This window comes from Polaromonas jejuensis NBRC 106434 (assembly GCF_001598235.1).
Lineage (GTDB): Bacteria > Pseudomonadota > Gammaproteobacteria > Burkholderiales > Burkholderiaceae_C > Polaromonas > Polaromonas jejuensis.
Map to the genome: position 1 here is coordinate 1 of NZ_BCYO01000005.1, position 16,098 is coordinate 16,098.

The following is a 16,098-nucleotide window of genomic DNA, read 5'->3' on the forward strand; positions in this document are numbered from 1 at the left end:
TTCCACGGGACGCCTTCGCGCCGCGCGCTCGGCGCCCCCGAACGCCGGCGTTCGGCCGACGGACCCACAGCGGGTCGTCCAGCGCTGTAAACCTCACGGCAGGTGGCAACCCCAGCGGGCGACCACCCATTCCAGGGAGTCAAGACATGTCCAAGCTGCGCTTCAAAATCTCCATGTCGCTAGACGGCTTTGTCGCCGGTCCCAGCCAGAGCATCCAGAACCCTCTCGGAATCGGCGGCGATCGTCTCGGTCTTCTGGCGCAAGTTGCCGCTCATTGACGCGGTGGCCATGGATCTGCGCAGGGCAGTGGGCCTCAATACCTGATCTGCGACACCGCGCGCAGCTCGTCCGCGGTCGCACTGCCGAAGCCGAAGAACTCGAGGTAGGCCGGAATCATCTCGAACAGCATGTCGGTGCCGACCTGCACTTCGCAGCCCCTGGCCCTGGCGGCCCGCAGCAGCGGTGTGTACTCGGCCTTCATCACCACCTCGCCCACAAGGGCCTGCGGGTCGATGCGCTCCACATCCAGCGGTAGCGGGTCGCCGTCCTTCATGCCCAGCGGCGTCGCGTTGACCACGATGTCATGGCCGGCCGGGTCGTTCCATGCGGTGCGCACAAGCAGGTCCGGATAGTGTTGCATGAGCCGCTCGCGCAGCGCGTCGGCGGCGGCGGCGTGGTTGTCGAACAGGCTGATCGCGGCCGCCCCAGCCGCAGCCAGCGACGCCGCAATCGCCGAGCCGACGCCACCGCAGCCGACCACCAGTACGCGCGCACCAGCGATGCGGCGTCCTTTTTGCTGGGCGCCGCGCACGAAGCCCGCCCCATCGAACTGGTCGCCGAGCAGCGTGCCGTCGGCTCGCTTGAGCAGCGCGTTGCATGCGCCCGCAATGCGCGCGGTGGGGGTGACCGCGTCGGCCAGCGAGAGCGTCGTGATCTTGTGCGGCATCGTCACGAGCGCACCGCGCAGGTTGGTCAGCCGGGCCAGAGCGGCCAAGGTCGCCGGGTAGTCCTCGGGCTTCACGCCCATAGGGACCACGACAGCATCGATGTTCTGACGCTCGAACCAGGGGTTGTAGATCATCGGCGCCTTGAACGCCTCGGTCGGATAGCCCAGATGGGCGATGAGCGTGGTCTTGCCCGTGATCATGGTGGTATTTCCTTGGTTTTTGGTATCAGGCTGCAACAACTTGCGGCTTCTTGCCCAGCAGCTCCATCGGCACGTCGTAGGTTTCGCGCGCTGACCAGGCCGACAGCGCGGCGACCACGCTGGTGGCGGTGGTGAACAGCGCCACGGGCACCCAGCCGGTTGGGCCCTCGCCGAGCAGGGCTGCGCTGATGGCAGGCGCAAAGCCGCCGAGCGCGAAGCCGATCTGCGTGCCGATGGCCATGCCGGACAGGCGAACCCGGGTGTCGAACATCTCGCCGTAGAGCGCCGGCCAGACGCCGTTGGCTGCGCTGTAGACAACGCCGGACAGCAACAGGCCGAAAGTGAAAATGAGCGTCATGTCGGCGCTGGCGATCGCCCATATATAGGGCCAGATCAGCGCGGCCGAGCCGAGTGCACCGATCACGAACACCGGGCGGCGTCCGATGCGGTCCGACAGCGCCGCCCAGAGCGGGATCGCGGCCAGCGCCACAACATTGGCCAGCACCAGCATGGTGAGCATGGTGGCGCGCGGCAGATGCATGGTGTTCACCGCATACGACAGCGTGAACACGCTGAAGATGGTGCTGACCACCGACACCAGCGCCGCGAAGATGACGCGCAGCACATCGCCGGTGTGCCGGCTGAACAGCTCGACCACCGGTAGCTTGGGGGTCACGTGCTGCTTCTCTTCCTGCTTGAACGCCGGCGTTTCCGGCAGCGAGCGGCGCACCCAGAATCCAACCGCGACGACCACGGCACTGAGGAAGAACGGGATGCGCCAGCCCCAAGACAGCAGTTGATCTTCGGGCAGCGCCGAGACCGGGATGAAGACCAGCGTGGCCAGGATCAGCCCGGCCTGCGTGCCCGACAGCGTGAAGCTGGTGAAAAAGGCGCGCCGATGCGCCGGCGCATGCTCCAGCGTCATCGAGTTCGCGCCGGCCTGCTCGCCTGAGGCCGAGATGCCTTGCAGCAGACGCAGGATGACGAGCATGATGGGTGCGGCGATGCCGATTTGATCGTAGCTTGGCAGTGCGCCTACGAGGAAGGTCGATACGCCCATCAGCAGCAGCGTGAAGGTGAGCACCTTCTTGCGCCCGAACTTGTCACCGACGTGGCCCAGGATGAAAGCGCCGAAGGGGCGCGCGATGTAGGCCACCCCGAAGGTGGCGAACGCCGCCATGTTGGCGAGCTTGGGGTCGACCGACGGGAAGAATATCTTGCCGAAAACAAGCGCCGCGGCGGTTCCGTATATGAAAAAGTCGTAATACTCGACCGCGCTGCCAATCCAGCTCGCGAACGCGGCCTTTTTCGGGCTGCGCTCGGGCTGCGAATGATCAGCTGGGGCGTGGGATCCTGGCTTCATTGATGTCTCCATGATGCGGCTCTGAAAGTGGCCGTCCGATATAAATGTACTAACTAGTTCGCTTTCATTCATCGGTATAAACCCTTATTCACAAGGAATGTAATTGCATGGATGTCGTGATACGCTGTAAAAATGAACGAACTGGTACAGCCACAAAGCTCCGAAACGGGTGCTGCGCGCAAAACCGCGCCCCGGACCTATGACGCCGAACGCTCCATGGCGGACATCCTGAAAGTCGCCACCGCAGAGTTCGCCGACAAGGGCTTGAGCGGTGCGCGCATCGACGAGATCGCGGCCGCCACCCGCACCAGCAAGCGCATGATTTACTACCATTTCGGCAGCAAGGAGGGGCTGTACCTGGCCGTGCTGGAAGCGTCATACCAGCGCATCCGCGACATCGAGACCCAGCTGCACCTTGAAGACCTCGCACCCGAGGATGCGCTGCGCAAACTGGTGGCATTCACCTTCGACTACCAGCAGGACAACGAGGACTTCATCCGCCTGGTGATGACGGAGAACATCCATCGGGGCGAGTACCTCGCGCAAAGCAAGACGATCCAGCAACTGAACGTGCCGGCCATCAATGCCGTGGAACGGGTCTACCAGCGCGGCGTGCAGGCCAAGGTGTTTCGCCAGGGCATAGACCCCATCGATCTGCATATGTCGATCTCGGCGCTGTGCTTTTTCAGCGTGGCGAACAGGCACACGTTCTCGCTGATCTTCGGGCGCGACCTGGCGGCGCCCGCGGCGCTGCGGGCAAGGCGTGACAGCATTGTCGAGATGATCGTGCGCTTCGTCCGGAGGTAGCGCTAGTGTGGTCGGGACCATGCACGGACGGTTGCGGCGACCAAGGTGACGCACCTCAAGTACGCAAAACGCTGAGAACAGTTGACGGTAGTAGCGGCGGTAATAGGGGGGCGGATTCCAGTACCGCTCAGCCAGGCCATTCGCCTGGAGTTTGTAGAAGGGTTGGCAAGGCTGCGTTTTGACAGTGCCAGCGCCCAAGCGTAGAGTGTCAGCAGCCGTCATGCATGCGCAGATCGTCCCGTGACGGCAACCGGATTAACTTTGCAGGAGAATCCCATGTCCAGCAAGTCTTTGTGGGCGGGCGTCCTGACCCTCGCCCTTTCTCCCGCCGTGATGGCGGCAGGTTCGCCCAGCACATCCCGACCACCACCGGCGGCCCCGGCAGCCCATGCGAACGATTACGAGCAGGGCGTGAAGGCCGTCCAGGCCCGCGATTTCCAGCGCGCGCTGCCCCTGTTCCAGAAAGTGGCTCAGGCCGACCCGCGCAACGCCGATGCCTGGAATTACATCGGTTTCAGCCAGCGCAAGCTCAAGCATTTCGACGAGTCCCTGGCCGCCTACCAGAAGGCCTTGGCGCTCAACCCCAACCATAAGGGCGCGCTCGAATACATGGGTGAGCTGTACCTGGACCTGGGTGACATGGGCAAGGCCCGCGAACAGCTCGCGAAACTTCATGGCCTGTGCCCGACAGGCTGTTCGGAATACGACGACTTGAACAAGGCCGTTACGGCCAGCCAGGCGACGCAGTCGAAGAACTGAGCGAGCACCGGGCGGCGGCGCGCGCCTTCGATGAGGGCATCGATGATGGCTTCGCTGCTTGAAAATTACGGGGCCGCGCTCATCGCCTTCAGCTTGTTCGCCGTGCTGCATTCCATCGGCGCGCATGAGCCGCTGAAGAACGCCTTGGCCCGCTGGACCAGCCCTTTTTTCGTCGAGCATTTCTGGCGCCTCGTCTATTGCGCCCTGAGCCTGGCTGCGCTCTATGGCGGCGTGGCGGCGCTCCTTTGGGGTCGGCACGCCGAAAACGATGTCTGGTTGTTCATCTACCCCGAATGGCTCTGGCAGGTCCTCACGGCCATCCATCTTGGATCGATTGGCCTGCTGTATGCGGCGTTCCTCCAGAGCGACTACCTTGAGTTCCTTGGCCTGAAGCAGGCCTGGCACGGCCTGCGTATGCTCGCCAACCGGGCCGCGGGGCCGGCGCTCGCTCCGTCCATGGCCCTCTTCGGCTCGCAGCGCCTGGTGACCACCGGCGTCTATGCCTGGGTGCGCCACCCGATGCTGGTGGGCGGCCTGGTGTTCCTGCTGACCAGCGGGCCCTCGCTGAACAACCTCGTGTACACGGCCATGTATGTGATTTATATGCTGGCCGGAAGCCTTTATGAGGAACGGCGTCTGGTCAGGGTTTTCGGCGAGGACTATCTGCGCTATCGGGCCAGGGTAGGGGCCTTTTGCCCGCGGTTCTGGCCGCGACGGGCGGGGTGATGGCCCCCTATGCTGGATCAACTGGCCCAGTACTTCTATGACCCCCTGGTTTTCTGGGGGGTACCGCTCGCGATCGTCCTCGTGTGGGCCGGCTTGCGCCGCGCCGCGGCATGGCTGGGCCGCTATCGCCGCTCCCGGTGAACAGACCTCCACCCGGGTGCTCCCGGGCGCCATCACCACAGCGGCTTGCTGAGCTGCTGCGCGAACGAGGAGAACATCAGATTGAAGCTGATGCTGACTCTCTCGTCGGCGCTTGCGTTGGCATCGACAGAGTGCTCCAGGTAGGCGGGGAACAGGAGCAGCGTGCCCTCGCGCACGCGGACCACCACTTGATCGGTGTTCTGCGCCGTGAGTTCGGTGACCGGCGGCCTGATGACGCTGGCCTGTTTCCTGGGATCGTGGAAATTGATGGTGTCGGCGCCTTCGCCGGTGCGGACGTAGTAAACCCCGCTGAGAAAATTATTGGGGTGGCTGTGCAGCTTGTGGGAGGCGCCGGGCGCCAAAACGGTGGCCCAGCAGCCTGTGATCTCGTAGTCCGCCGTGCCTATGCACAGGAATCGCAGGACTCCCGCCGCGCAGTGGTCTATGCACACGACGAGCTCGCGCATGGCCCCGTTTTGGTGCAAATCCTGTCCCGATTGCCACCCCTGGCCAGGCGCCAGCGGGGGCGCGTCGCGCCTCATGTCGGCCAGCGCCGCCAGGATTTTCGCGCGCATGGCATCACGCAGGCCCGGCTCGATCTGGGTCTTCCAGACCAGGCTGGGAAACATCGAAATCACTTCCGATGATTCTGACCACTGACGACTGTTTTTGCCCATGGGTCAACGCTCCCGAAGAACCGGCCACGGCCATTGCTGCTTGCCCGCGTTTCATCATAGTCAGTTCAGCCGCGACGCGCGATGCGCTTGCGCATGCCATTCAGGGCCTTGCACTCACCCCTGGGGCGGGCGTAGGATAAAGAGCTTGTAGAGCTTGTGCCACTTCCTTCAGAAGGCACCATGACCGAACCGGATTTCTCGGCGCTGCGCCAGAGCATGCTTGCGGAAATCGCCGCCAAGACGATTTATGACAGCGCGCGCCTGGGCAAAGCGGCGCTGGATCCGCAGGTCATGAACGCCATGGCCAAGGTGCCGCGCCACGAGTTCGTGCTGCTTGAACTGCGGCCTTACGCCTACGCCGACATGCCCCTGCCAAGCGGCTTCGAGAAGACGATCTCGCAGCCCTTCATCGTTGCGGTGATGACCGACCTGCTCGACCTGCACCCGACCGACACGGTACTGGAGATAGGCACGGGGATGGGTTACCAGACCGCCATCCTGGCGGAACTCGCGCAGCATGTCTACACCATGGAAATCATTGAAGAGTTGGCCATGCAGGCCAGGCAAAGGCTGGCCCGGCAGGGGCATACGAATGTCAGCATCAGGATAGGCAACGGCTGCGCTGGCTGGCCCGAACACGCGCCCTTCGACAAGGTGCTGGTCACGGCGGCGCCCGAGCTGATCCCGACACCGCTGATCTACCAGCTGAAAGCCGGCGGCAAGATGGTGATACCCGCCGGTCTGCCCGATGGGCAGCAACTCATCCTGCTCGAGAAGGACGCCGACGGTACGGTATCGACCCGGGAGATCCTGCCCGTGCGGTTCTCGCTGCTTGAGGATGCCGAGCCTGGCTGATGCCGGGTCAGCCGCCGCTGCTGCTAGTGCTGCCACTTCCGTAAGGGCGGGTGAGTATCTCCAGCCGGTGGCCGTCCGGATCGTCCCAGTAGACGCCGCGGCCGCCGTCGCCGTGGTTGATCTCACCAGGCCGGCGCTGGCCGGGATCGGCCCAGTAGGTCAGCCCGCGTTCGCGGATGCGGCCGAAGATTTGGTCGAACTCGTCCTCGCTCACCAGGAAGGCGTAGTGCATCACAGGAAAGTGGCCATCGTCGCGTATGAAGTCGAGCGTGACGCCGTTGTCGAGCTCGACGCCGTGGAACGGGCCGAAGATGACGGGCGCCGGACGGTCGAGCATTTCCGCCAGGAAGGCCGCGGAGGCCCGTGGATCGCGGGCCGGAACAATCGTGTGATTCAGCTGAATGGACATGGTGCTCCCCGAAATCAGGCAAATGGCGCGGCGATCACCCGCCATGGAAGACCTTGGTGTTAGCCAAGGGCCTCACGGCTACGCCAGCAGCGCAAGCGTCCCCGCATCGCCTTCCCCGCCGAAATACTTGGCCAGCGCCCGGTTAAATATCGGCTCTTCCAGTGCCACCTGTGCAAACAGGGTCATGCACGAGCGGAACTTGAGATCATCCGGCGAGCGGAAGATCTGCTGCGCCGTCCTGCCGTCGATGGCCACGACCAGTTCGCTGCATTCTTTCAGCCGCGGCCCCAGCACAGGGTGCTGCCAGTAGGCCAGCGCCTCGGCCCTGGACGCGATGCCGAAATGCTGCGCGGTGGCGCTGCGGCCCAGCGCCTTCAGCTGCGGAAACACAAACCACATCCAGTGGCTGGTTTTGGCACCGGCCGCCAGTTCGGCGCAGACCTGCGGATAGAGAGGGTCTTGCGCCTCTACGAAACGCTGCAAGTCGTAAGGATCAGGCATGGGGCGTTTCCACAAACTGCAGCGCTGCCAGCGGCGGCAAATCGCGCGACAGGCAATGCCAGGCTTCGCCGGCGTTGGCGCTGAGCCAGAGCCCGCCGGTGGTGGAGGCCATGGCCAGGGTCTGGCCGTCGTTCGTGACGTCCAGCGCGTGGCGGTAGACCAGGTGGTAGGCCTGGCGCTGCGGCAGGCCCTCGGCCAGCACCTGAAAGCTGGCGCCGCCGTCGTCGGTGCGGGTGACCACCATCCGGCCATCGACCGGCACGCGCACAGAGTCGGCCTGTGCCGGCACGAACCAGGCGCGCTGCGGGTTGTGCGGGTCGCATGCCACGGCAAAGCCAAAGCCCGAGGGCTTGGGCGCGGCAATGGCCTGCCAGGTCTTCGCGCCGTCGCTTGAGCGGTAGATGCCGCAATGGTGCTGCACCCACAGCACATCAGGCTGGGCCGGGCACTGCACCAGGCGGTGCACGTCCTGGATGTTTTCGTCATACGCGCCTTCTTCGGGCATGTAGTCGGCCCTCATGCCGCCCGCCGTGAGCGCCCAGGTGGCGCCGCCATCGCGCGTTTGCCAGACGCCGCCGGATGAGACCGCCACGGTCAGGTGCCGGGCATCGCGCGGGTCCACCAGCACCGAGTGAATGCCCGGGTGGTCGTAGCCGCCGCCAAACCAGCCCTTGCGCCTGGGCTCTTCCCACAGGGCGGTGTTCAGCGTCCAGCTGGCTCCGCCGTCTTCGGACTTGAACAGGCCCGCGGGCATGCAGCCGGCCCATAGCGTGCCGGGCTGGTCGGTGCCGCCGGCGGCCAGTGTCCAGATCAGGTCCACGTTCCAGGGTGTCGGGTCGTCGGCCCAGGGCCCCTGCTCGGGTTTAACTGGAAAGGCGGGCGCGGCGATCTCTTGCCAGCTCGCGCCCTGGTCCTGGCTTTTGCGCAGCTTGACGCCGAAATGCCCCATGCGCAGCGCGGCGTACCAGGCGCCGTCGCGCGGGTCGGCCAGCACCTGGCTGACCGGGTCGCCAGCAAAGTGATGCGACTGGATGTCCCAGCGCGCGCCTTCGCCACGGATGACAAACAAACCCTTGCGGCTGCCGGCCAGCAGTGTGTGCATGATGACTCCTTGCGATGTCTGATGTAACTGGTGCGAAAGCGGCCGTCCCGTTCAGGCTTCAGCCGCCGGTCAGGGCCTGGATCACCAGCACGCGATCCCCCGGCTTCAAGGGCTGGTTCAAATGGCTGCGGTCCAGCACCATCTGGCGGTTGACGAACACGGCCACATGCTTGCGCACCGCGCGCTGGTCGTCAAAGACATAGTGCGCCAGTTCGGGCGCCGCTTTCAGCGCGGCCTCCAGCACCTCACGCAGGCTGCCCGGCGCAACCGACTGCGGTGCGCAGGCCACATGGCGGCGCAGGCTGGGGGCGAATTCCACGGCAACCATCAGCGAAGCGGTGGCTGGGCACCGGACAGAAGGCTTGGAAACATCCGAAAATTGTCTGGCGCCGGTTTGGCGTCGTCAAGTGGCTGCAGGGCCAGGGTACACATTGCAACATTGACGCTTTTGGGGTGCTCGTTGGTGCTCGTTCGCGTCAAACGCCACTACCTTTCGCTCAAGCTGTTCGTGCTGAGCCGGCCGACAGGGCAGGGCCTGGTTGACGCGCCTTGGCGCGGATTTCAATTCACTTCGGCTTCAATGAAGAAAGTGGCTACAGGCCAATGGGAATGGGCACGAGCAGCTATTGATCTGATAGCGATCAGAGGGACTCAATGGGGAGCGCAATGAGGCAGGCGCAAACTATTTGACACGCTGCTTCTCGAGTTTTCGCGCCAGCGTGCGTCTGTGCATGCCCAATCGGCGCGCCGCTTCGGAAATGTTGAAGTCGGTCTCTGCGAGGGTCTGGTGGATGCGTTCCCACTCCAGGGTTTTGATGGAGCTGGACCGGTTGGTCAGCTCCACCTCGGCATTGCCTGAGGCGCGGCCGAAAGCGGCCTCGATGTCGTCGGTGTTGGACGGCTTGGCCAGGTAATGGCAGGCGCCGAGCTTGATGGCCTCGACCGCCGTGGCGATGCTGGCGAAACCGGTCAGAACCACGATCTGCATGTCCGGATCGTGGGTATGCAAGGTCTGCACACAGGCCAGGCCCGACGCGTCACCGTTCAGTTTCAGGTCCACGACCGCGTAAGCCGGTGAATGGCTCTGCAGGAGTGTGGCGACCGCGTCCAGGCTTGAGGCGAGCACCACCGAATAACCCCGGCGTTCGAAAGAGCGGCTGAGGGTGCGGGCGAAGGCCGCATCGTCCTCGACGATGAGCAACAGGCGTTCAGCTTCCATGTCTTTCATTCTTCCCGAGAGTGATGGCTGCCAGCGGCAGGGTGATCGTCACGATGGCGCCGCCTCCGGAGCGGTTGCGTGCCGTGACGCTGCCGCCGAGCGTGCGGGCCACGTTGACGACAAGAAACAGCCCCAGGCCACCCCCTGTGCGCCCTTTGCTTGACTGGTAAGGTTTGCCGAGATGCGCCAGCATCCCGGGCGCAAAGCCGGGCCCTGCGTCCGTGACCGTCAGCGTCAAGGTGTCGGCATCGCGCGTTGCCTTAAGGCCGACCCAGCCTGGCGAGGCCTCGAGCGCATTGTCCAACACATTGCCAATCATCTGCTTGAGGGCCGAGTCGGACACCATGGGCAGATCCTGAAGCACACCGTTCTCGTAAGAGAAAGATGCGACGGAACGCGTGGAGCGCCATTCTTCGGCCAGATCGTCCAGGAAGGTGCAGATCGACGTCCTCGTCAATGATTCGCCACGCGCTTCGCCGGCCGACAGCAGGATGCCGCTCACGATGGTTTTGCAGCGCAGGACCTGGGCCTGCATCTCGCCGATTTCCTGCTGCAGTTCGGGGTCGGCCGTGAATGGGGGCATACGCTGCCAGTCTCCCAGGATCACCGCCAGTGTGGAAAGCGGCGTGCCCAGCTCGTGCGCCGCACCCGAAGCCAGCAGGCCCATGCGCACGATGTGCTCTTCCTCCGCCGCGCGCTGGCGCAGGCTGGCCAGACGCGCATCGCGCTCGCGCAGGTTGCGGCTGATGCGTGTGATGAAGGTCACGAGCAAGGCCGCGTTAAGGACAAAACAGACCAGGATGCCTTGCATGTGCGGACTGGAGAATCCATTTTCGAGATCAAGTGGCAGCGCCAGCGGCTTGCCGAAAATGGCCACGCCGACAAGGCAGGCGGTGGTGATGGCGACCATGGCCCAGACCGACCAGGCCTGCAGCAGCACCGCACCCAGTGCGACCTGCAGCAGGTACAAAAAGGTAAAGGGATTGGTCGCGCCGCCGCTGAGGTAGAGCTGCGCGGTCAGCATGGCCACGTCCACCAGCAAGGCAAAAAACATCTCGCTGTTGCTGACCTTGCGCTGGGTGCGCCAGCGCAGCAGGCTGATGACATTGAACAGCACCAGGCCGCCCAGCACCTTCAGCATCGGGTCCAGCGGCAGCTGGATGCCAAAGCCGAACTGCACGATGGCAATGGTGGCCAGTTGGCCGATCACGGCGATCCAGCGCAGCTGGATCAGCTGCAGCATGTTTTTCAGACCGGTGGCGTCGTCCAGACGGTCGAGCCCGCTTTGCACGGGTTGAGGGCTTGCTGCGTTGTTCCTGGCCTCAGTCTGGCCTGGCATCTTCGGTTTCGCGGTCGACATGGCCTGTATTGTCCCCCATGCGTTTGCGGCGGCGCTGGCGCTCCTCGCGCACGACCAGCGTGCTGGCGCCGAGCACCATGAGCGCCAGGCCGAACCAGGTCAGGGCGTACACCGCATGCTGATTGTGAAAGGTGATGACGGTCAAACCGCTCACCGGCCAGGCCGGGGCGGCGCTGGATCGGCCCTGGGCCGGTGCGTCGGCGTCGAGAAAGAAGGGGGCGACCTGGCCCAGGCCGCGCGCCTGGGCAATGGCCTGCACATCGCGCGAGTACCAGCGGTTGGCCGCGGGGTCGTTGTGGCGCAGAAAGCCGCCGCCGGGCTCGCTCAGGCGCAGCAGGCCGGAGAGCGTGACTTCGGCCTCGCTTTCGGTCGCGCTGCGGGTGGCCCGTGCGCGCGCCTCGGGCGGGACAAAGCCGCGGTTGACCAGCAGCGTCTGGCCATCGGGGAGTTGCAGCGGGGTCAGCACCCAGAAGCCGCTGCCCAGGTCGGTCACGGCCTGGACCAGGGTTTCGCGATCATTCAGGAAATGGCCGCTGACCTGCAGGTGGCGGTATTCGTCGCTGGCGGCGGTGATGTGTGGCCATTGGGCCACGGGGGGAAGATGGGCGAGAGGGGCCGCGGGCGCATGCACGCGCTGGTCGACGCGGGCGATGAGGTCCAGCTTCCAGGCGCGGCGCTCAAGCTGCCACAGGCCGAGGGCGAGGAAGCCCGCAAAAAGCAGGGCGGCAATGAGGGCCAGCGCGAGACAGGCGGCGGTGGAGCGTGGCGCGCGACTGGCCATGGGGGTGTTGAGAGCCGTGCTGCGGCTCAGGGCATGTTCTTCATGTCGTGGATGGACATCGGCATCATGTTGACGTTCATGTGGTACATGACCCAAATGGAACCGCTCAGCGCGATCACGACAATCACAATGGTGAAGAGCAATGCCAGCAGGGACCAACCGCCTTCGGAGCGGGTGTTCATGTGCAGGAAGTAGATCATGTGCACCACGATCTGCACGGCGGCAAGGCCCAGCAACACCATGGCGGTGACGCTGGAGGAGTTGAAGACCTTGCCCATCACCAGCCAGAAGGGGATGGCGGTGAGCAGCACCGCGAGGATGAAGCCCGTCACATAGCCCTTGAGCGTGCTGTGGCTGGCGCCGCCATCCTCGTGCCCGTGGTCGTCATGGCCATCATGGTGGCCATGCGCATCATGCGCGCTGGCCTTGTGGTCGGTAGGCGCGCTCATGGCAACACTCCCATCAGGTAAACAAAGGTGAAGACGCCAATCCAGACCACGTCCAGAAAGTGCCAGAACATGGACAGGCACATCAGGCGCCGGCGGTTTTCAAGGCCCAGCCCGTGGCGTTTGAGCTGGAACATCAAGGTGATCAGCCAGACGATGCCGAACGTGACGTGCAGGCCATGTGTGCCGACCAGCGCGAAGAAGGACGTCAGGAAGGCGCTGCGTTGCGGGCCCGCGCCTTCGTGGATCAGGTGCATGAACTCATAGAGCTCCAGGCCGATGAAGCCCGCGCCCAGCAAGCCGGTGATGGCCAGCCAGATGAGCACCGGACGCAGCTTTTTCCTTTGCATCTCCAGCATGGCAAAGCCATAGGTGATGGAGGACAGCAGCAGCAGCGAGGTGTTCACCGCCACCAGCGGCAGATCGAACAGGTCGGCGCCCGAGGGACCGGCCGCATAGCTGCGGCCCAGCACGGCATAGGCCGCGAACAGGCAGGCAAAGATGAGGCAGTCGCTCATCAGGTAGAGCCAGAAGCCGAGCAGCGTGCCGTTTTCGGGGTGATGCTCTGCTGTCAGGTAAAAGCGCTGGCTGTCGGGCGCGCTCACGGCGCGCAGGGGCAAGGGGGTGGTCGTGTTAAACATGGCTGGCCAGGAGTCGTGTGCGATCGCCTTCAACGCGGACGACTTCTTCCGCCGGAATATGGTAATCACGCTTGTAGTTGAACGAGTGAATGATGGCGGCGGCGACGATGGCGACAAAAGACACCACGGCCAGCGCCCACATATGCCAGATCAGGGCAAAACCGCAGACCGTGCAGATCGCCGCAATGACCACGCCGGCGGCCGTGTTCTTGGGCATGTGGATGGGGATGAAGCCTTCCAATGGACGCACATAGCCGTGCTTCTTCATGTCCCACCAGGCATCGCTGTCGTGCACCACGGGCGTGAAAGCGAAGTTGTAGGCGGGAGGCGGTGAAGAGGTGGACCACTCCAGCGTGCGGCCGTCCCATGGGTCGCCGGTGTTGTCGCGCAGCGCGTCGCGGCGGATGTAGCTGACCACGAACTGGATCAGCATGGAGGCAATGCCGAGCGCGATCAGCACGGCGCCGAAGGCGGCGATCTGGAACCAGATTTGCAGCGAAGGATCTTCGAAGTGGCTGACGCGGCGCGTCACGCCCATGAAGCCCAGCACATACAGCGGCATGAAGGCCAGGTAAAAGCCGATGAGCCAGAACCAGAACGAGCATTTGCCCCAGAACGGGTCGAGCTTGTAGCCAAAGGCCTTGGGGAACCAGTAGGTGATGCCGGCAAACAGGCCGAACAGCACGCCGCCAATGATCACGTTGTGGAAGTGGGCAATCAGGAACAGGCTGTTGTGCAGCACAAAGTCAGCCGGTGGCACGGCCAGCAGCACGCCCGTCATGCCGCCGATCACGAAGGTGACCATGAAGCCAAGGGTCCACATCATGGGCACATCAAAAGTGATGCGGCCGCGGTACATGGTGAACAGCCAGTTGAAGATCTTCGCCCCGGTCGGGATCGAGATGATCATGGTCGTGATGCCGAAGAAGGAGTTGACGCTGGCCCCCGAGCCCATGGTGAAGAAGTGATGCAGCCACACCAGGTAGGACAGGATGGTGATCGCCAGCGTGGCATACACCATGGAGGAGTAGCCGAACAGGCGCTTGCGGCTGTAGGTGGCGACGACTTCGGAGAACACACCGAAGAGGGGCAGGATCAGGATGTAGACCTCGGGGTGGCCCCAGATCCAGATCAGGTTCACGTACATCATGGCGTTGCCGCCGAATTCGGTGGTGAAGAAATTGCTGCCGACGTAGCGGTCCAGCGAGAGCATGCCCAAAACGGCGGTCAGCACCGGGAAGGCGGCCACGATCAGCACGTTGGTGCACAGCGAGGTCCAGGTGAACACCGGCATCTTCATCATGCTCATGCCGGGCGCGCGCATCTTGACGATGGTGGCCAGCAGGTTGATGCCCGAGAGCAGGGTGCCGACCCCCGCCAGCTGGAGCGACCATATGTAGTAGTCCACCCCCACATCCGGGCTGTTGATGATGCCGGACAGCGGCGGGTAGGCGAGCCAGCCGGTGCGGGCGAATTCGCCCACAAACAGCGACATCATCACCAGCACGGCGCCGCTGGTGGTCATCCAGAAGCTGAAGTTGTTCAGGAAAGGGAAGGCCACGTCGCGGGCGCCGATTTGCAGCGGCACGACGTAGTTCATCAGCCCGGTCACCAGGGGCATGGCCACGAAGAAGATCATGATCACGCCGTGCGCGGTGAAGATCTGGTCGTAGTGGTGCGGCGGCAGGTAGCCGAGGGAGTCACCGAAAGCCATGGCCTGCTGCAGGCGCATCATGAGCGCATCGGCAAAGCCGCGCAGCAGCATCACCAGGCCCAGGATGCAATACATGATGCCGATTTTTTTGTGGTCTATGCTGGTGAGCCATTCACGCCAGAGGTAGCCCCAGAGCTTGAAATAGGTCAGGGCGCCGACAACCGCCAGACCCCCGAGGATGACCGCCGCAAAGGTGGCCAGCAGTATCGGTTCATGCAGGGGAATCGCCTCCCAGGTGAGGCGGCCGAAGATGAGCTTCGTTAAATCGAGTTGGTCGAACATCGTGGGTCCGTAAGGGAAAAATGAAGGAGCATGGGACGTAAGGCCCGAAAGGGGGAGGGCGGCTGAGGCCTGGTGGAAGGGGGCCGCTAGATGGGCTGCGTGTCCGCTTGCGTGGCGGGCAGCGGCAATCCCAGGGGGTTGCCGGGGCTGCACATCGCGCCGACATAGCTGCGCACGGGTTGGTCGTCAAGGCCCAGGCGGCTGCGCGTGGCGCCGTCGAGCGAGGCGGTGTTGACGGTGCCGGGCTTGCCCAGTCCGCCCTTGGCGTCAATCGCCATCATGTCGTTCATGCACATCTTGTTGTTTTCAACGCAGCGGTTGACGATGGCATCGTAGAGGTCGGGCGCCACTGTGGCATAGCGCTGCACGGGGTGGCGTTCGCTGGGTTTTTCGAGCTGCAGATAGCTGTCGCGGCTCAGGGACTGGCCGCTGGCCTTGACCTTTTTCACCCATTGATCGAAGTCACCGTCATTCAGGCCGTGGAACTTGAAGTGCATGCCGGAGAAGCCGGCGCCGCTGTAGTTGGCCGACACACCCTCAAACTCGCCAGGCTTGTTGATCACGGCGTGCAACTGGGTTTGCATGCCGGGCATGGCATAAACCTGGCCGGCCAGGGCGGGGATGAAGAAGGAGTTCATCACCGAGGAGGCGGTGATCTTGAATTGGATGGGCCTGTCCACCGGTGCGGCCATTTCATTGACCAGCGCAATGCCTTGCTCGGGATAAATGAAGAGCCATTTCCAGTCCAGCGCAACCACCTCGACGACCAGCGGTTGGCTGTCGGCGGGAATCGGGCGCTGGGCATCGATGCGGTCCAGTGGACGGTAAGGGTCCAGCTTGTGGGTACTGATCCAGGTGATGGCCCCCAGGACGATGATGATCAGCAGTGGAACCGTCCAGATCACCAGCTCCAGCTGCGTGGAGTGATGCCATTCGGGGTCGTAGTCGGAGCGGTTGTTGGCCTTGCGATAACGCCATGCAAAGACAAAGGTCAGCACGATCACCGGCACGATGACCAGCAGCATCAACACCGTGGAGATGAGGATGAGATCGCGCTGCTGCATGGCGATATCGCCGGACGGGCTCATGAGCACCGCTTTGCAGCCGCCGAGCAGGGCGATGGCCGGAAAGAGGAGCAGGCCGCGAAGATTTTTTAAGAATGGCATGC

At 63.8% G+C, this 16,098-nt stretch carries 20 protein-coding genes; 6 read left to right on the forward strand and 14 right to left on the reverse strand.

Annotated elements, in window-relative coordinates; all coding sequences use genetic code 11:
• Positions 1–146 precede the first annotated feature (146 nt).
• Entirely contained in the window at positions 147–278 is a 132-nt protein-coding gene (locus PJE01S_RS26145; RefSeq protein ID WP_281178577.1) for a hypothetical protein, read from the forward strand.
• A gap of 35 nt (positions 279–313) precedes the next feature.
• Here the strand turns inward: PJE01S_RS26145 and PJE01S_RS07615 are convergent, their stop codons facing one another.
• Together PJE01S_RS07615 and PJE01S_RS07620 are read right to left on the reverse strand one after the other, a co-directional pair.
• The gene (locus PJE01S_RS07615) at positions 314–1,147 is read right to left on the reverse strand and encodes a shikimate dehydrogenase family protein (RefSeq protein ID WP_068832570.1); all 834 of its coding nucleotides are present in this window, start codon (positions 1,145–1,147) and stop codon (positions 314–316) included.
• A 25-nt stretch (positions 1,148–1,172) separates the two neighbouring features.
• The gene (locus PJE01S_RS07620) at positions 1,173–2,510 is read right to left on the reverse strand and encodes an MFS transporter (protein ID WP_157090260.1); all 1,338 of its coding nucleotides are present in this window, start codon (positions 2,508–2,510) and stop codon (positions 1,173–1,175) included.
• Positions 2,511–2,642: 132 nt separating this feature from the next.
• Here PJE01S_RS07620 and PJE01S_RS07625 point away from each other — a divergent pair, with 132 nt between their 5' ends.
• The 4 genes from PJE01S_RS07625 to PJE01S_RS26150 all read left to right on the forward strand — a co-directional run bounded on the left by PJE01S_RS07625 (position 2,643) and on the right by PJE01S_RS26150 (position 4,943).
• Positions 2,643–3,317 (forward strand): TetR/AcrR family transcriptional regulator, encoded by a 675-nt coding sequence (locus PJE01S_RS07625; protein ID WP_068832571.1) that lies wholly within the window; start codon positions 2,643–2,645, stop codon positions 3,315–3,317.
• 276 nt (positions 3,318–3,593) lie between these two features.
• On the forward strand, positions 3,594–4,076 hold the full coding sequence (locus PJE01S_RS07630) for a tetratricopeptide repeat protein (RefSeq protein WP_068832572.1): 483 nt from the start codon (positions 3,594–3,596) through the stop codon (positions 4,074–4,076).
• Between the two features lie 42 nt (positions 4,077–4,118).
• Positions 4,119–4,802: a methyltransferase gene (locus PJE01S_RS07635; RefSeq protein WP_068832573.1), complete on the forward strand. Its 684-nt coding sequence runs from the start codon at positions 4,119–4,121 to the stop codon at positions 4,800–4,802.
• Between the two features lie 9 nt (positions 4,803–4,811).
• A complete protein-coding gene (locus PJE01S_RS26150) occupies positions 4,812–4,943 on the forward strand; it encodes a hypothetical protein (protein ID WP_281178578.1) in 132 nt (43 codons plus the stop codon).
• Between the two features lie 32 nt (positions 4,944–4,975).
• Here the strand turns inward: PJE01S_RS26150 and PJE01S_RS07640 are convergent, their stop codons facing one another.
• The gene (locus tag PJE01S_RS07640) at positions 4,976–5,572 is read right to left on the reverse strand and encodes a 2OG-Fe(II) oxygenase family protein (protein WP_245660674.1); all 597 of its coding nucleotides are present in this window, start codon (positions 5,570–5,572) and stop codon (positions 4,976–4,978) included.
• Positions 5,573–5,800: 228 nt separating this feature from the next.
• On the opposite strand from PJE01S_RS07640, the gene PJE01S_RS07645 reads away from it, so the two are divergent.
• On the forward strand, positions 5,801–6,475 hold the full coding sequence (locus tag PJE01S_RS07645; protein WP_068832575.1) for a protein-L-isoaspartate(D-aspartate) O-methyltransferase: 675 nt from the start codon (positions 5,801–5,803) through the stop codon (positions 6,473–6,475).
• A 7-nt stretch (positions 6,476–6,482) separates the two neighbouring features.
• On the opposite strand, the gene PJE01S_RS07650 is transcribed toward PJE01S_RS07645, so the two are convergent.
• The 11 genes from PJE01S_RS07650 to cyoA form a co-directional block, all read right to left on the reverse strand.
• Positions 6,483–6,884 carry a VOC family protein gene (locus PJE01S_RS07650; protein WP_068832900.1) on the reverse strand — a complete coding sequence of 134 codons (402 nt, stop codon included), beginning with the start codon at positions 6,882–6,884 and terminating at the stop codon, positions 6,483–6,485.
• Positions 6,885–6,962: 78 nt separating this feature from the next.
• A complete protein-coding gene (locus PJE01S_RS07655; RefSeq protein ID WP_068832576.1) occupies positions 6,963–7,385 on the reverse strand; it encodes a DUF1810 domain-containing protein in 423 nt (140 codons plus the stop codon).
• On the reverse strand, positions 7,378–8,487 hold the full coding sequence (locus PJE01S_RS07660) for a WD40/YVTN/BNR-like repeat-containing protein (RefSeq protein WP_068832577.1): 1,110 nt from the start codon (positions 8,485–8,487) through the stop codon (positions 7,378–7,380). Before PJE01S_RS07660 ends, PJE01S_RS07655 begins: the two co-directional genes overlap by 8 nt.
• 58 nt (positions 8,488–8,545) lie before the next feature.
• The gene (locus PJE01S_RS07665) at positions 8,546–8,815 is read right to left on the reverse strand and encodes a MoaD/ThiS family protein (RefSeq protein ID WP_068832578.1); all 270 of its coding nucleotides are present in this window, start codon (positions 8,813–8,815) and stop codon (positions 8,546–8,548) included.
• Positions 8,816–9,169: 354 nt separating this feature from the next.
• Entirely contained in the window at positions 9,170–9,706 is a 537-nt protein-coding gene (locus tag PJE01S_RS07670) for a response regulator transcription factor (protein ID WP_068832579.1), read from the reverse strand.
• Entirely contained in the window at positions 9,696–11,066 is a 1,371-nt protein-coding gene (locus tag PJE01S_RS07675) for an ATP-binding protein (protein ID WP_377372439.1), read from the reverse strand. The genes PJE01S_RS07670 and PJE01S_RS07675 overlap by 11 nt, the downstream gene beginning before the upstream one ends.
• Complete coding sequence (locus tag PJE01S_RS07680) at positions 11,029–11,847, reverse strand: SURF1 family protein (RefSeq protein ID WP_068832581.1); 819 nt, start codon at positions 11,845–11,847, stop codon at positions 11,029–11,031. Before PJE01S_RS07680 ends, PJE01S_RS07675 begins: the two co-directional genes overlap by 38 nt.
• Before the next feature lie 26 nt (positions 11,848–11,873).
• Complete coding sequence (gene cyoD, locus PJE01S_RS07685; RefSeq protein ID WP_068832582.1) at positions 11,874–12,296, reverse strand: cytochrome o ubiquinol oxidase subunit IV; 423 nt, start codon at positions 12,294–12,296, stop codon at positions 11,874–11,876.
• Positions 12,293–12,934 carry a cytochrome o ubiquinol oxidase subunit III gene (gene cyoC, locus PJE01S_RS07690; RefSeq protein ID WP_068832583.1) on the reverse strand — a complete coding sequence of 214 codons (642 nt, stop codon included), beginning with the start codon at positions 12,932–12,934 and terminating at the stop codon, positions 12,293–12,295. The genes cyoD and cyoC overlap by 4 nt, the downstream gene beginning before the upstream one ends.
• Complete coding sequence (gene cyoB, locus PJE01S_RS07695) at positions 12,927–14,930, reverse strand: cytochrome o ubiquinol oxidase subunit I (protein ID WP_068832584.1); 2,004 nt, start codon at positions 14,928–14,930, stop codon at positions 12,927–12,929. Before cyoB ends, cyoC begins: the two co-directional genes overlap by 8 nt.
• A gap of 86 nt (positions 14,931–15,016) precedes the next feature.
• Positions 15,017–16,096, reverse strand: a complete 1,080-nt coding sequence (gene cyoA, locus PJE01S_RS07700) for a ubiquinol oxidase subunit II (RefSeq protein ID WP_068832585.1) — start codon at positions 16,094–16,096, stop codon at positions 15,017–15,019.
• Positions 16,097–16,098: the final 2 nt, after the last annotated feature.

Excerpts from the sequence above, each read along its gene's own strand:
- PJE01S_RS26145 (WP_281178577.1), top strand. The coding sequence starts at position 147 with ATGTCCAAGCTGCGCTTCAAAATCTCCATGTCGCTAGACGGCTTTGTC.
- PJE01S_RS07615 (WP_068832570.1), bottom strand. The coding sequence starts at position 1,147 with ATGATCACGGGCAAGACCACGCTCATCGCCCATCTGGGCTATCCGACC.
- PJE01S_RS07620 (WP_157090260.1), bottom strand. The coding sequence starts at position 2,510 with ATGAAGCCAGGATCCCACGCCCCAGCTGATCATTCGCAGCCCGAGCGC.
- PJE01S_RS07625 (WP_068832571.1), top strand. The coding sequence starts at position 2,643 with ATGAACGAACTGGTACAGCCACAAAGCTCCGAAACGGGTGCTGCGCGC.
- PJE01S_RS07630 (WP_068832572.1), top strand. The coding sequence starts at position 3,594 with ATGTCCAGCAAGTCTTTGTGGGCGGGCGTCCTGACCCTCGCCCTTTCT.
- PJE01S_RS07635 (WP_068832573.1), top strand. The coding sequence starts at position 4,119 with ATGATGGCTTCGCTGCTTGAAAATTACGGGGCCGCGCTCATCGCCTTC.
- PJE01S_RS26150 (WP_281178578.1), top strand. The coding sequence starts at position 4,812 with ATGCTGGATCAACTGGCCCAGTACTTCTATGACCCCCTGGTTTTCTGG.
- PJE01S_RS07640 (WP_245660674.1), bottom strand. The coding sequence starts at position 5,572 with ATGTTTCCCAGCCTGGTCTGGAAGACCCAGATCGAGCCGGGCCTGCGT.
- PJE01S_RS07645 (WP_068832575.1), top strand. The coding sequence starts at position 5,801 with ATGACCGAACCGGATTTCTCGGCGCTGCGCCAGAGCATGCTTGCGGAA.
- PJE01S_RS07650 (WP_068832900.1), bottom strand. The coding sequence starts at position 6,884 with ATGTCCATTCAGCTGAATCACACGATTGTTCCGGCCCGCGATCCACGG.
- PJE01S_RS07655 (WP_068832576.1), bottom strand. The coding sequence starts at position 7,385 with ATGCCTGATCCTTACGACTTGCAGCGTTTCGTAGAGGCGCAAGACCCT.
- PJE01S_RS07660 (WP_068832577.1), bottom strand. The coding sequence starts at position 8,487 with ATGCACACACTGCTGGCCGGCAGCCGCAAGGGTTTGTTTGTCATCCGT.
- PJE01S_RS07665 (WP_068832578.1), bottom strand. The coding sequence starts at position 8,815 with ATGGTTGCCGTGGAATTCGCCCCCAGCCTGCGCCGCCATGTGGCCTGC.
- PJE01S_RS07670 (WP_068832579.1), bottom strand. The coding sequence starts at position 9,706 with ATGGAAGCTGAACGCCTGTTGCTCATCGTCGAGGACGATGCGGCCTTC.
- PJE01S_RS07675 (WP_377372439.1), bottom strand. The coding sequence starts at position 11,066 with ATGTCGACCGCGAAACCGAAGATGCCAGGCCAGACTGAGGCCAGGAAC.
- PJE01S_RS07680 (WP_068832581.1), bottom strand. The coding sequence starts at position 11,847 with ATGGCCAGTCGCGCGCCACGCTCCACCGCCGCCTGTCTCGCGCTGGCC.
- cyoD (WP_068832582.1), bottom strand. The coding sequence starts at position 12,296 with ATGAGCGCGCCTACCGACCACAAGGCCAGCGCGCATGATGCGCATGGC.
- cyoC (WP_068832583.1), bottom strand. The coding sequence starts at position 12,934 with ATGTTTAACACGACCACCCCCTTGCCCCTGCGCGCCGTGAGCGCGCCC.
- cyoB (WP_068832584.1), bottom strand. The coding sequence starts at position 14,930 with ATGTTCGACCAACTCGATTTAACGAAGCTCATCTTCGGCCGCCTCACC.
- cyoA (WP_068832585.1), bottom strand. The coding sequence starts at position 16,096 with ATGCCATTCTTAAAAAATCTTCGCGGCCTGCTCCTCTTTCCGGCCATC.